Below are 14,314 nucleotides of genomic sequence, written 5' to 3'. Positions count from 1 at the left end.
CAAAGGTCTGTAATTCTTGGTAAACGCTATTAAAGTTCGTAGTCTTTTAATAATTTGGCGGCAAATAATCCTAAAAAGTGAGCAAACCAATACTTGTCATCAAATTTGGAACGGCGTCTATCACCAGGGAAAATGGTGATCTGGACGAAACCGTTATTGCCGGAATAGCGCGTCAGGTAGCGGAATTGCATGAAGCATACCATATCGTGCTGGTATCGTCTGGCGCGGTAGCTGCGGGCAGACAGTTTATGAAGCACTATGGTGGCACTATCAGCGAGCGTAAGGCCGCAGCCGCCATTGGCAACCCCCTGTTGCTAAACAAATATAGCCGTTATTTTGCCCCCTATGGCATCGCAGTGGCACAGAGCCTCTGTGAACGCCAGCATTTCTCCGGGCGTGAACAGTTCCTACAACTGAAACGTACCTACGAAGAATTATGGGCTAACAATATCATCCCCATTGCCAACGAAAACGATGTGGTAAGTAGTACAGAGCTGAAATTTTCTGATAACGACGAGCTGGCAACCCTTATTGCTGTTGGATTTGGTGCCTCTCTCCTACTATTCAGCACCTCCGTTGCAGGTGTACTGGACCGTGAAGGAAAGGTAGTTAAACAGATAGATGAAATCGACCAACAGGCGCTGGGCCTTGCTGACAAAGAGAAATCAGCGCTTGGACTCGGAGGCATGGTATCTAAACTGACCTTCGCGCGACTCGCGACCCGCATGGGTATCCGTGTGGTCATCTTCGGTATTCGTACCACGGATGGTATTTTACAAGCCATGAAGGGCGATACAGGCACCCTGTGTTTACCACAGCCCTGCAGTATCCCCGCCCGCCGTAAATGGCTGGCCAGTGGCAGTCTTGTTACCGGTCGTGTACTCATCGACGCAGGCGCACAGGAGGCACTGGAAAAAAGACATAGCTTACTCGCCGTAGGTGTGAAGGAAATACTGGAGAAATTCGAAGGCGGAGAAGTAATTGAAATCGTTAATGAACAAAATATCGCTATCGCAGTAGGCAGAGCAAAGCTCTCCTCCGACGTGCTGGAACAAAACGGCAAGCAACAGAACACAGAGGTAGCACATGCTGATGATATCGTGCTGCTTTAAATAATCCCCGACATGCATACCATACTACCATTGCTGGAACAGGCAAAGAACGCTTCTTCCTCTTTACGCCAGCTTGCTGACGCCCAACGCCAGGAGCTATTACATGACCTCGCAGATATGCTGCTGGTAAGAGCCTCCGAAATCATGACTGCCAATAAGCTGGACCTGGACCGTATGCCGGACGATGACCCCAAAAAAGACCGTCTCTTACTAACAGGTGCGCGTATACGTAGCTTGGCCAGCAGCGTTAAAGACATCGCCCGTTTGCCCGACCCTGCCAACGAACTCCTGCTGGAACGCCACCTGGACAATGGTTTGCTGATACAGAAAAAAACTGTTCCATTAGGCGTTGTTGGTGTTATCTACGAATCACGTCCCAACGTAACCGTAGACGTAGCCGCCTTATGCATCCGCAGTGGTAATGTATGCGTACTTCGCGGCGGCTCCGATGCGCTGGATACCAATACCATCCTGGTGTCCCTCATCCAGGAATGCCTGCAAAAATATAATACAGATATCCATGCTGTTCAGCTACTGCCCACAGACAGGGCTTTCGTTACCGAAATGCTGACAGCAGTTAAATATATTGACATCATCATCCCACGCGGCTCACAACAGCTGATAGACTTCGTAAGAGCTAATTCCAAAGTGCCTGTTATCGAAACAGGTGCAGGTGTTTGCCATACTTATGTTGAAAAATCTGCAGACCTGGAACAAGCCGCGTTGATCGTTACCAATGCTAAGGTATCCCGACCATCTGTATGCAACGCCCTGGATACCGTTTTAGTAGATAGTGCTGTGGCAGCGGATTTCCTACGCATATTGACGCCGCAACTAGCAGCTCATCATGTAGACGTATATGCGGAACCGTTAGCCTTCCAATATTTGCAGGCAGCCGGTTATCCTCAGCTGCATGCTGCCACCCTGGAAGATTTTGGCCGTGAATTTCTCTCGTTGAAATGCTCCGTAAAAGTAGTAAGCGGCCTGTCAGAAGCGCTGGCGCATATCCAGGAATACTCCAGTAAACACAGTGAAGCTATCATCTCCCGCGATCCCGCTGTCAGCGAGGAATTCCTCAACGCCGTAGATGCCGCTGCCGTATACGTCAACGCCTCGACGCGTTTCACCGATGGCGGCGTATTCGGACTGGGCGCAGAAATAGGGATTTCCACCCAAAAACTACATGCCCGTGGACCTTTTGCATTAGAAAAACTAGTGACAGAGAAATGGGTGGTGTATGGTGCAGGCCAGATCAGGGAATAAATTTTTGTAATTGCGCCTTTGCAAAAAGGGCGGCGCCGAAAGCACCGCCCTTTTTGTGGAGAAAGCTATAACAGAAGCATCAGGCAATAGTAACACCGGTGTTCAAATAAACATCCTGTATGGCATGTAGCAACGCTACACCATCCACCATAGGCCGCTGGAACGCCTTTCTGCCAGAGATAAGCCCGGCCCCACCCGCACGTTTATTAATCACCGCAGAACGTACTGCATCCGCTAAATCTTCGCTACCCTTGGAAGCACCACCTGAATTGATAAGTCCCATGCGCCCCATATAGCAGTTAGCCACCTGGTACCGACAAAGATCTATTGGATTATCACTGGTAAGTTCTGTATAGATACGCTCATCCAGTTTTCCATAAGAAGAACCGCCAGTATTCAATGCTTTAAAGCCACCATTGACTTCCGGTAGTTTTTGTTTGATGATATCTGCCTGGATGGTAACACCGAGATGATTGGCTTGTCCGGTTAAATCCGCCGACAGATCATAGTCCACATCTTTCTTGAAAGCGTCGTTGCGCAGGTAACACCAGAGTACTGTAGCCATTCCCAGTTCATGGGCATGTTCAAATGCCTGCGCAATTTCTACCAGCTGCCTGTCAGCATTTTCGGAGCCGAAATATATAGTGGCTCCTACTGCTGCTGCACCGAGGTTCCAGGCTTCTTCCACCGTACCGTATAATACTTCATCAAAACGGTTAGGATAAGTAAGCAACTGGTTATGATTGATCTTAACGATGAAAGGTATTTTATGGGCATATTTCCTGGAAACTGCCGCCAGTACACCAAAGGTGGAAGCTACTGCGTTGCAGCCACCTTCAATGCCCAGTCTGACAATATTCTCAGGATCAAAGTAAGCAGGGTTCTTTGCAAAAGAGGCGCCGGCACTATGTTCCACGCCCTGATCCACTGGAAGGATAGACATATAACCCGTTCCTCCCAGGCGGCCACTACCGAAGAGCTGACCCAAACTACGCAATACCTGCGGGTTACGGCTACTAGGCCCATAGATATCATTCACCGTGTCGGGTCCCGGCAGATGCAGCATAGATTTATGGATAGTATTGCTGTTGTGCGCCAGCAGCATCTCACTGTCTTTTCCTAGTAATTCACTAATTTTTTCTAAGGATAACATACGATTGCTTTTTATCTCTCTAAATTTAAATAATTAAATCTTCAAAAAGATAAACAGCTGGTTACTTGTCTTGTTCTGTGAACATTCCCAGTCTGCTATGACACCCCCAACGATTTTCGTATCTTTGCGCACCAGAAATTAGTATTAACAGCGATATGACGACCCGTATAGCAATTATCAGACATGGCTCGACAGCCTGGAACAAAGCAGGAAGATTACAGGGAAGCTCTGATATCCCCTTAGATGAAGAAGGCAGAGAACAAGCCCGCAGATTAGGACAACGCCTCATAGGCGAACCCTGGGAGCTGATATATAGCAGTCACCTCGACCGTGCAAAAGAAACTGCCCGCATTATTGCTACAGCAATTGAGCTGACAGACATCCGTCAGGATGATCGCCTGCGCGAAGCCAGCGGCGGTCAGATAGAAGGCACCACAGAAGCAGAACGTATTGAACAATGGGGGGCTGAATGGAAACAGTTAGACTTAGGCGTAGAAACCACAGAAGCCATCGTTAACAGAGGTATGGCCTTCTTCAACGACCTAATCGCGCAACATGAAGGAAAAAATATCCTGATTGTTAGTCATGGTGGATTTATTCGTAAATTGATAGGGCACCTTGTACCAGACGCACCGCACCAAACTATGTTAAAAAATACCGCAGTGACAGAATTACTGCATTCAGATAATAGCTGGAGTTGCCATCTTTACAATTGCGTTCAACATTTGGAAGAATAACCACCTCTTATGTTACATACAGACTTTTATCCATTCCCCGTTCTCAGCACCGACAGGCTGATACTCCGTGAGCTGCTGCCCACAGATGATGCAACTATTTACCAGCTCCGCGCTGATCCGGAAGTAAACAAATACCTGGACCGGGATCCCTGTACCAACCTGGAGGCCGCACAGCGGTTTATTACCGCTATCAATAACAATGTCGCCAATGCAGCAACACTTTATTGGGCCATCACCGCAAATGATGCGCCTGATCTCATTGGCACAATCGGCCTGTGGAATTTTGATGCCGATGAAGACAGTGTGGAAATAGGTTATGAGCTGCTCCCCTCCTGGCAGGGAAAAGGGTTTATACAGGAAGCCATGAGCGCTGTTCTTAGTTTTGCCTTTAAAAAGATGCATGCCCGGAAAATAGCCGCCAACGTGGTTCCTGCCAACCTAAAATCCATACAAGCCCTGGAAAAACAAGGGTTTCAAAAAGTATGGCCTGATGGAATCGCAGCAGAAATAACCTTTGTACTGACAGCAACAACTGTCTGAACTATCTCCCTAACTATAAAGCCTATACGCTAATATCTCCGGCATTGTGGCAGCACAATTAATGCCAGAATCCCTGCGCTTTAATCTGGCCGTTCTGGAAACCTTTTTCCCGCAGAAATTTACGTGTATTTGCCACCAGGTACGAGTTTCCTGCCAGGAAGAAGGTATAGTTTTTAGGTGGCAGCTGCTGTAGCATGGCTGATAAATAGTCGAAATAATTTTCATCACGGGATACTGGCGTTAACTGCAGCCATCGGCACTTGTCTACGAATTCCTCCTTATGTTCGGGCTTATTCACCACCATAATTCCCGTAGCTGCGTTGCCGTTAGGCGACAACTGCTGTAAAGCACTGAAATGTCCTATAGCCGATTGATCTCCCAAAAAGATGGGGTAGGTATCCTGTGCCGGCGCCTGTTTTACCGCATCAATGCTGGCATAATGCAGGGCATCATCAGGTTGAAGACTACGCACCCACCGGCACCCACGGCCATTGTGGCCGCCGTCGATAAATAAAGTACAGGTTTTAGTGGAACAATCCCATTGCGCAGGCGTATAGTCGCAATAGTGAAAGCTGGCAGTCCTGCAAATAATGCGCTGTACTGTATTCCAGTGCGCTGGTTTTGCTTTTGGCAGATGCAGGTCAACTTCATAAAAATCGCCGGTGTCCCAGGTACGTACCGCCAGTACTTTACCTGTTTTTATAAAGATATTCTCGAGTAGGGATACTTCCCTTTTTTCTATGCTTGTAATCATGATACAAAGCAACTGCGAAATCTCTTTTTAAATTGGCACAAACAAAGGGAACTATAGGACTATTTACGGAATTCCTTACGAAACGATAAGGCGGTTACACCGGCCTGCTTTTTAAACATACGGGTAAAATATCCAACATCTTCATAACCTAATTCATAAGCTATTTCTGTAACGGTAAGCGTCGTATAATACAGCAGGCGCTTGGCTTCCAGCACTACCTGGTGCTGGATATGCTGAGAAACAGCAATACCGCTTACCTCTTTGATGGTATCGTTGAGATGTGTGGGCGTGATATGCAGGGCTTTGGCATAATCACCTGGACTCTTCCAGTTTTTGAAATGCTCCTGTAATAATAGCTGAAACTCTCTGTTGATGATGGCCGCCCGATTATCTGGTTTCCTACCTGTCTGCAAGGCTTCTAAGTTGCCGGCAACGAGGCCCAGCATACCTTGCAGTATACTATGCATGGCAAAGGCGGTAAAGGCATCATCGGACTGTTCACGGAGCTTCATTAATATCTCCAGCATTTCACTCATCTGTTCCATTAGCAGGGCGCTGGCATCGAAGGTAGACGTATCCCGGAAATAGGCCTCCAAAGTAGGTTTCAGCGCTACCGGCATCAAACTGGGATCAAACGTAAGGGAGTACCCCTCCATATTTTTGATTTCTAACAACTGATGTACCTGGCCCGGTAGCATCAAGCCGATAAAACGTCCTGATTTTTGTACAGTCCGAAAATCAATCTTCGCCTTATACCCGCCACCATAAGCAAAGACCATGAGGTAATGCTCATCACGATGCGGCGCATAAATGTCATGGTCCATGTTTTCAGGTGGATCCTCATGTGAATGCACCTGCATCCCTGCCTTTGCATCAACAGGAAGCTTATATCTGGGAATAGCAGCCCTGGAAGATTTCATAGTCCAAATGTAGGAGCTATTCGCTAATCTGCATGGAAATTATTTCTTCTTCCAGATCGTATTGAACCCACCGGTAAAGCCCAATGGCAGCAGCTCTGCTACCTGACAATCCAGCGACTGCAACGATTTCACTCGCTTGGTAAGCATAGAAAAAGGGAAGACGTCTTCTACGAAGTTGGTACGGGATATTTTAATAATATCGAAGTTATTGGCAGAGGCCAGTGCGCGAAGATCTGCGCGGGTAAAGAATTGTACATGATCCAGGTTATCCGCCTGCGACTGCACCGTGGTACCTTTATATCCCAATGCACCTTTCACTTTATTGACAAATGCTTGCAAACCCGGATTCCTGCGCACTTTCAGCATAGGCTTAGTCACAAAAACCTCTCTGGGACCCATGCCGTTAGGTACCGTAACTATCAAAGTACCATTATCTTTCAATGACTGATAAATTGTTTTTAACAACACCCCCGGATCATGCAAATGCTCCAGCACTTCGCTGCAGATCACCGCATCATACTGTGCGCCACTGGCTACCAGCTCTTCCGCACTCATCACTTCAAATCTAACATTAGCTAAAGTATTTTTGCTACGGGCTACTGCTATTGTTTTGTCGCTGACATCTATGCCCAGCACATTATAGCCAAACTGGCCCAGGTGACGCGTAATAACGCCATTACCACATCCTACGTCCAAAATATTTGCGTTAGCCGGGATAACCTGCTGCAGACTGTTGGTGATAAAATTCAGGCGCTTAATATCTGTTATGCGCTCATATTCATAAGTAATCTTGGGGGACATCATAAAAATCTAAGTGCGAATAAATAAAGGCAAATCATTACCATCTTAAATGGTTCGGTAAAAATACGATCTGCCTGCGGAAAAACCTATCCCCCGTTAATTTGAAGCGCCGTAAACAAAGCAGCCTTGTAACTCGCTCCTATAGGCAATTCCAGTGCATCCACCTCCACCACATTACCCTTGATCGCCTTCACACTTGATAACTTCACCACATAAGAACGATGTATGCGCATAAACAAATGTGCCGGCAGCAATTGTTCCAACTGCTTTAAATGCATACTGAGCAAGAGTTTTCTATCTTTCAGAAAAACATAGCTATAATCTTTCTCTGCTTCTATATACCTGATCTGGTCATATTCCAACCGTATTAACTTACTGCCATCGCGGATAAAGAGATAGTTGAGATCTGGCTTCTCTGCTGGCGGCGCAGACTGCAATGCCTTTGCAGCAAAGCGTTCCCTGGCCTTCTGTGTGGCTTGTAGAAATCGCTGATAAGTAATAGGTTTCAGCAAATAATCCACAGAGTTCAATTCAAAACCTTCTACCGCAAAATCAGAGAAAGCAGTAGTAAAGATAACCAATGGAGGCGCTGGAAGTGACCTAAGGAAATCTGTACCAGTGATGACCGGCATTTGTATGTCCAGCCATAACAAGTCCACCTGGTTGGTATGTAAAGCCTCATAGGCTTCAATGGCGCTGCTGCAAGCAGCTACCAATTGAAGCCCGGGTGTCTGGTTTATGTAACTGATGATGATGTCTCTGGCAATCGGTTCATCATCTACCACCATACAATTCATTACTCTCATAATACTAATTGCAGTTTTACCTGGTATTGCAGATCATTGCTGTTAAATGTATATTGATATTTCCCCGGATAAAATAATTCCAGTCGTTTTCTCAAATTCTGTAAACCTATACCACCACCGGATTTCAGCTGTTTATCGTCATCTACTGTATTCACCACCTGTAAATCCAGATGTCCGTTACTCACCAGCAAGACTATACGAATATAAGCGCCGGGTTTATCTGCACTAAATTTAAATGCATTTTCGAGGACGGGCAGCAATAACAAAGAAGTTATCATATACGGCTGCTCATCTGTCGTCACCTGCAGCACAGCATTGGTATGGTTCAATCGTACCTTTTCCAGGCTAACATAATCACGCAACAGCTGAATTTCTTTGCTGAGTGGCACACTGTCGGTTCCCTGATTGTAAATAGTGTAGCGGAGGAAAGCAGATAGCTGGGCCACTGTGGAGGCAGCGCGTTCATTATCTGTTTTTAGTATCAGCCCATAGATATTATTGAGCGAATTAAACAGAAAATGTGGGTTTATCTGCGATTTTAGGAAATTAAATTCCAATTGGATATTTTCTTTTTCAAGCTGGCTGGCCGCCAACCGTTGACGGAAGGACTGCAAGGTAAGCTTGATAGCAAGCGGCGTAGCCAGTGAATATATAAGATTGATCAGCATGCCCATGGAGAGCACTTTAGCTAATAAGCGCCCAGACCAGTTGGCCTGTAGGAATTCAGCATAACCGTTACCACTGGATCTTAGCTGCGCCATACAACTGGAACAGCCCTCCAGTATTGGTTTTTCGGTCAGTGCATTTACCAGGGCATAAAAAATCACTATCAACAAGAAACCGATAATGGCGGCAGCATAGTTGCGTTTTCTCACCCAAGGTACCAGGATATTGATGACGGCATAGTAGCTGGCAGCAAGTGATATGGTGCCAATGGCGGCGAGCTCCCACAGCACGGAAGGGTCAAACTTGTTGAAGATATTGAATGATATCGTTGTCGTATAAACGTTGGTGGCGAAGATCACCATCCAGAACAGGATATGCATGGCTGCTCGCAGGCCCATATTGTTGTGGATTCTTTCGCTGATGCTTGCAATATTCATAATGCTAATCTCAAACAAAGAAATTCGCCTGTTAAATTTATTCTATACAGATCAATACCCGAGCTACAAACGTCATTTTTTCTCCAACGAAAAAGCTAATCACCGGGATAATTCCTGATGACTAGCTTTTCAATAAAGTGAGTTATTTTAAGGCGCTCAAAACGGATTTGCCTATAACGCCCGCCCATGCTGCATATCCTTCGGCGGTAAGATGTACGCCATCTTTTTTGTAATACTTTGGATTCAAATCTCCATTTTCCAGGATCATGGTGGTGGCCAGCTGTTTCACCAGGGTGCGACTTTCTGCCGGCACTATTGATTCCAATATTCCTTGTATCTGTTGGTATTTTACTCTTTTGTAATGATCGGCGGTGAGGCCAGCGGGCAATGGCCCCAGGAGTATAACCTTGGTTGATGGCATATTTTTAAGCAGCCACTGGTAGATTTCTTTGATACCAGCAGCGATTTCTGATCCGGCATCATCATCGAAATTATTGACACCGATCGTTAACACCAGCACTTTAGGCGCGGCTTTCATATAACTACCATGCTGTACTCTCCACAGCACATGCTGCGTTCTATCGCCTGATATACCGGCGCTTTCCCAGGAATGTCCGCGGTACAGGCTATCAAATACAGCAAAACCGGGCTTGCTGGTCACAAAATGCCGATGACCACCCGTGCCCTGCGTAATAGAGTTGCCCAGCATCAGGATATCCAACGGCTTTGATGCATCAAGGAGGTTATTGATATCATCGTATTGTCCCCACCAATCTTTTCCATCACTCCAGCCGGCCGCTGCTCTATATTCCACGCCTGGCGTAGCGATAGCAGCAAAATTTGTTTTATGCCCGGCAGCAGCGAGGATAAAATCCACGATAGGCTTGGGATTAGGCAGCGAATGCGGGTGATGCCCCATGCCTGGCTTATGGATCACAGTAATATCGCCGCCAGCAGCTTTCACTGCTTTTTCAAACAAGGCTGTATTTTCAGCAACGGGTACAAGATCATCTGCATCGCCCACTACATGTAGCATAGGATAAGCTCCTCTAACGATAGCAGCTACATTATAGAGCGGACTTCCTTTAAATTCCAAGGCTGCTTCCTCTGTCGTAAATCCGTAATCAGCCTTAAATTGCGCCCATTCCTTATCGGCGCGTTTATGCGTGATTGTGCCTCCAGGCCAGCTTAGCAAGTCCAACACAGGATTGTCGGCATACACGCAGGATACCTTATCAGGATTTACGGCAGCCCAGTTATAAACATATATACCTCCCCTGCTCATTCCCTCCATGGCGGCCTTTTTCGCCAGGCCATTGCTATGCAGCAGGTCATAATATTTATTCCAAAGACTTACCGCTTCCTTGTTACCAAACAATTCGCTGGCATCGCAATACACCACATGGTAGCCTCTTTCCAGCAATGCGATATCCGTCTGCGGTTCATGCCCCCAGAATCTGGCACGCCATATCCATGGCTGTCCGGGCATGACACGATGTGGCTGTACAACTTTACATTCACGGTTATTGAAAGTGAATGTGGTCATTTTATAGCCATAGAAAGAGGAGTATGTTTGGTTATATTTAAGTTTCGGGAAGATATCAAACCCCTTCTGAACGGGCTGCTGCACCACTTCATAGAGTCGTCGTGAAATAATCGCCGTTCCTAACGGTGAGATATGCACTTTATCGGGCATCATATTTTCTTTGCTCAGCAGCATATCCACATTCACTACTTCCGCTCCCGTTTCATAGGCTGTTTGCTGTATCAGTTGCACCGTCTGCTGGCGTATAGGCTTTTCCGTTATAGCACTGCTATCCGGCATATCAGCAGGGATCGTCAGCAACAGCACGACACGCGCATCGGGATTGGCTACACGAAAAGAGCTGATAAGATCTTTCAGGTCGATGGCATAATGTAGCAGTTGCTGGTTATCCGGCGACTGAGTATCTGCAATGCCGGGTTCTATAAAAACCAGGTCAGCAGCGAATTGCAGCGCCTCTTTATACTCATTGGTTTTCCAGTAAGGCAGACGACCGGTTTTGAGTATACCAGTGCCGGCTACACCAAAATTCTTCACCTGGTATTTGTCAGACAGCATCGTCTGTAATTGAGCGGGGTAAGCATTTTTTTCTCTGTTGGCGGTCCCGTCGGCATAGGTATAACTACTACCTATACACGCAATTTTTACAGGTGCCTGTGCGATCACGTTAAAAGCATGGCTCAGCAAGCATAGTAGCACGCTGAGGCAAAAAAGGATGTTTTTCATTTCCGTAGAATAATTCATTGTCAAGAAACAACTTTTAATGCGAAAATAAAAGCTGTGCATACGTTTACGTGAAAACATTCCGCCAACGAAAAGAGGGCTGCCATTGGCAGCCCTCTTTTCGTTGGAATAAGTCCGGATATTATTTTAGCAATTGTTGCGCTCTGTATAAATTATCAGTAGTCTGAAGGATTTTACTTTTCAGCTTAGTATTATAATCAGGATGATCTCTCAGGAAATCCTGCACCACCTGCCATGCCGCGGCATCCTGGTAGTTAGAGAAAATAGCGCCCAGCCATGATTGCGGAAAGAAGATATCGCCGGTACGTTGAATTTCTTCCAGCATATTCAGACTTTCCGGGAGGAACTTTCTCGAATATTGCTGACGCAACGGATGATGAAGGTAAGCCAGCCCCACGGCCACCCAGGATTCTTTCGCCCTGTTTTTCCTTTCTTTCAGGCTATTGAAGAATTGTTCTCTGGTGGCCGCATCAGGTGATAAAGCAGGAATAAGAAATGTTAATCGATCTTTCTTATCGTTGTCTTTCAGGCGTTCCTGTTGCTGTGTGATTACAGATACATCTCCCTTTTTCAGCGCAATGGTCAGTGCCAGCGAGATATAATCTTCTTCCGACAGCTTCACATTTTCCGGTGCTTTCTGTGTTTGCCAGATATTAAATACTTTCTCACCTGCTTCCGGACTTAAGTAAATATCCTGGTAAGCTTTGAACAGCAGTTTACGATTATTCGGTGTTGTTTGTTTTTCCATGGCATCCCAGATCTTCTGCTCCATAGAAGCCACGATGGTGCTACGTTCCGCTGGTTTGGTAAATTCCCAGAAGAGTGTAGAGATATATCCGGTGAGTTGTTTCAGGTTAGTTTCTTCCTGTTCTGTGGCTAATGCCTCTGTGAAAGCTGCCAGTAATTCTCCAGGAGCATATGTCCTGTTAGCCAGCATGTTCTCATAAGCATTGACATAAGCGGAGGCTCTGTTGATAGGGCTTTTCAGGCGACCTATTTTAGATTTCTCACTCGGATCGGAAGGGAACAATCCATAGCCTAAACCGTTGCCATTAAAGAGAATGAAAAGTGGTCTTGGCTTGCCTGTTGCTTCAGGGATATCCATTGCCTGCTCCTGCATATTTACACGAATGCTGGTAGTAGCATCCGGATACACCAGCGTGACATCAAACGATTGAGGCCATAACCTTGCCGCGCCGGATTCAGGTTGTTGGGTTATGCGTAACTGACTAATTTTGTCTCCATCAAAATTCAGCTGGTAGTCAAACACAGGACGTCCTGGCTGATTAACCCACACGGTATTCCATTTGTAAAGATCAGCAGTGGTATATTTTGCCAGTATTGCGATAAGATCGTCCCAGGTAGCGTTGCTATAGGAGTAGGTATGCAGATATTCACGCACTCCTTTCTGGAAGTTTTCCTTGCCCATGAGCAGTTCTATCTGGCGCATCATAATGGGTGCTTTGTGATAGATGATATTACCGTACATGGTGCCAGCATCCTGGAGGTTATCTAGTTGTTGACGGATAGGATTAGCGCCAGCAGTACGATCTACGCCATAGGCAAGATTGTAGTGGTCCTGCAGGAAACGTAGATTAAAAGATTCACTGCCCTGGAGCTTTTCCGCCACTTTATCCGCCATAAAATTGGCAAATACTTCTTTCATCCAAACGTCGTTGAACCATTTCATGGTTACCAGGTCGCCGAACCACATATGTGCCGTTTCATGGGAGATCAGGTTGGTACGTGACAGTAGCTGGTCTCTGGTGGGGTTTTGCAGGAACAGGGAGGCTGCTTTGTACTGCACTTCTCCCGGATGTTCCATACCTCCAAACTGAAAGTCAGGAATGGCAACGAAACCTATTTTCTGGAAAGGAAAAGCGATCCCAGTCCAATCTTCCAGGAAGCGGATGGCTTCCTTATGTAACCTGAATACAGAATCTATATTAGCGCCAGGATCTTTTTCGCGGTAAAGAAAAGTAGCATTGCGACCATCCAGGTTTTGTTCCGCCTGGCTATATTTCCCTGCAGTAAAAGAAAAGAGGTAGGTAGGTAATTTCTCTGTTGCTGCAAAATGATAAACAGACGTTGGGTTTACTGCACTGGCAGTATCTTTTGAAAGCCCATTGGCCAGCACTTTCCAGTCGCTAGGCACTTCCATGGTCAGTTTAAATTTCGCTTTCAGGTCTGGCTGATCAAAGCAGGGGAAAACAAACCTTGCTCTGTCGGGCACAAACAGTGCATAAAGATATTCTGCGTTGCGGTTGAGGGAGCCCTCACCGGCAGTAAACGCAATACGGATGGTATTTTTACCTGCTTTCAGGTGCTCAGCTGGTATCACCAGGTGTTCCTGTTCTATTACAGGGGTGATAGTTTTATCATTTACCACCAGTGCGCTGATATTAGCAACTGGTTGTTTAAAATCCAGTTGTAATGGCTGTACAGCTTCTTTGAGGGCAAAGGTGATTTTCTCCTTTGCAGCGATAGTGGAAGCTTTGTCAGCCGGTATTTTCAGCGACAACGCATAATTAATATCAGAGATAACTTTATGTCTGTATGTGGCAAGTTCCAGGGAAACTCCTGTAGTTACAGGTACTGGGTGCTGTGCTTGCGCAAATGTAGCCGGTGCGGTTGCTGTCAGCAACACCAGGCCAGTAAGCAATGCTTTCATCAGAATTTGTTGGCTGGTAATAGTAAAGGTGTAAATATAAATCATTTCCTGTGGAGATCGTAACGGGATAACGCTGGCAGATTTCATTTAACTTAATATTGAAAAAAATTATGCGGATTTTTGTCCCACTATGACCAGGCCGATCGTCATAGGGGTATAAAAAAATA

At 46.2% G+C, this 14,314-nt stretch carries 12 protein-coding genes; 4 read left to right on the top strand and 8 right to left on the bottom strand.

The window, feature by feature from the left end:
* Positions 1 to 77: 77 nt before the first annotated feature.
* Both proB and ACE38W_RS01550 read left to right on the top strand, forming a co-directional pair.
* Positions 78 to 1,112 (top strand): glutamate 5-kinase, encoded by a 1,035-nt coding sequence (proB, locus tag ACE38W_RS01555; protein WP_375828464.1) that lies wholly within the window; start codon positions 78 to 80, stop codon positions 1,110 to 1,112.
* 12 nt (positions 1,113 to 1,124) lie between these two features.
* Positions 1,125 to 2,375, top strand: coding sequence for a glutamate-5-semialdehyde dehydrogenase (locus ACE38W_RS01550; protein WP_375828463.1), 1,251 nt, complete (start codon positions 1,125 to 1,127; stop codon positions 2,373 to 2,375).
* 79 nt (positions 2,376 to 2,454) lie between these two features.
* Here the strand turns inward: ACE38W_RS01550 and ACE38W_RS01545 are convergent, their stop codons facing one another.
* Positions 2,455 to 3,528, bottom strand: a complete 1,074-nt coding sequence (locus tag ACE38W_RS01545; protein WP_375828462.1) for a class I fructose-bisphosphate aldolase — start codon at positions 3,526 to 3,528, stop codon at positions 2,455 to 2,457.
* Positions 3,529 to 3,683: 155 nt separating this feature from the next.
* On the opposite strand from ACE38W_RS01545, the gene ACE38W_RS01540 reads away from it, so the two are divergent.
* Entirely contained in the window at positions 3,684 to 4,265 is a 582-nt protein-coding gene (locus ACE38W_RS01540) for a histidine phosphatase family protein (RefSeq protein WP_375828461.1), read from the top strand.
* Between the two features lie 9 nt (positions 4,266 to 4,274).
* The gene (locus ACE38W_RS01535) at positions 4,275 to 4,805 is read left to right on the top strand and encodes a GNAT family N-acetyltransferase (protein ID WP_375828460.1); all 531 of its coding nucleotides are present in this window, start codon (positions 4,275 to 4,277) and stop codon (positions 4,803 to 4,805) included.
* Positions 4,806 to 4,863: 58 nt separating this feature from the next.
* Here the strand turns inward: ACE38W_RS01535 and ACE38W_RS01530 are convergent, their stop codons facing one another.
* The 7 genes from ACE38W_RS01530 to ACE38W_RS01500 all read right to left on the bottom strand — a co-directional run bounded on the left by ACE38W_RS01530 (position 4,864) and on the right by ACE38W_RS01500 (position 14,234).
* Complete coding sequence (locus tag ACE38W_RS01530) at positions 4,864 to 5,559, bottom strand: SIP domain-containing protein (RefSeq protein WP_375828459.1); 696 nt, start codon at positions 5,557 to 5,559, stop codon at positions 4,864 to 4,866.
* 59 nt (positions 5,560 to 5,618) lie between these two features.
* Entirely contained in the window at positions 5,619 to 6,479 is an 861-nt protein-coding gene (locus ACE38W_RS01525) for a helix-turn-helix domain-containing protein (RefSeq protein ID WP_375828458.1), read from the bottom strand.
* Between the two features lie 39 nt (positions 6,480 to 6,518).
* The gene (locus ACE38W_RS01520) at positions 6,519 to 7,283 is read right to left on the bottom strand and encodes a class I SAM-dependent methyltransferase (RefSeq protein ID WP_375828457.1); all 765 of its coding nucleotides are present in this window, start codon (positions 7,281 to 7,283) and stop codon (positions 6,519 to 6,521) included.
* A gap of 83 nt (positions 7,284 to 7,366) precedes the next feature.
* The gene (locus tag ACE38W_RS01515; RefSeq protein ID WP_375828456.1) at positions 7,367 to 8,086 is read right to left on the bottom strand and encodes a LytR/AlgR family response regulator transcription factor; all 720 of its coding nucleotides are present in this window, start codon (positions 8,084 to 8,086) and stop codon (positions 7,367 to 7,369) included.
* Positions 8,083 to 9,189: a sensor histidine kinase gene (locus tag ACE38W_RS01510; RefSeq protein ID WP_375828455.1), complete on the bottom strand. Its 1,107-nt coding sequence runs from the start codon at positions 9,187 to 9,189 to the stop codon at positions 8,083 to 8,085. The genes ACE38W_RS01515 and ACE38W_RS01510 overlap by 4 nt, the downstream gene beginning before the upstream one ends.
* Positions 9,190 to 9,331: 142 nt before the next feature.
* Positions 9,332 to 11,458, bottom strand: a complete 2,127-nt coding sequence (locus ACE38W_RS01505) for a GDSL-type esterase/lipase family protein (RefSeq protein ID WP_375828454.1) — start codon at positions 11,456 to 11,458, stop codon at positions 9,332 to 9,334.
* Positions 11,459 to 11,597: 139 nt separating this feature from the next.
* Positions 11,598 to 14,234, bottom strand: a complete 2,637-nt coding sequence (locus ACE38W_RS01500; protein ID WP_375828453.1) for a M1 family metallopeptidase — start codon at positions 14,232 to 14,234, stop codon at positions 11,598 to 11,600.
* Positions 14,235 to 14,314 lie beyond the last annotated feature (80 nt).

It is taken from the genome of Chitinophaga sp. Hz27 (genome assembly GCF_042263525.1).
Lineage (GTDB): Bacteria > Bacteroidota > Bacteroidia > Chitinophagales > Chitinophagaceae > Chitinophaga.
Note: the sequence above shows the minus strand (reverse complement) of the source record. Positions and strands in the feature narration are given on the sequence as shown.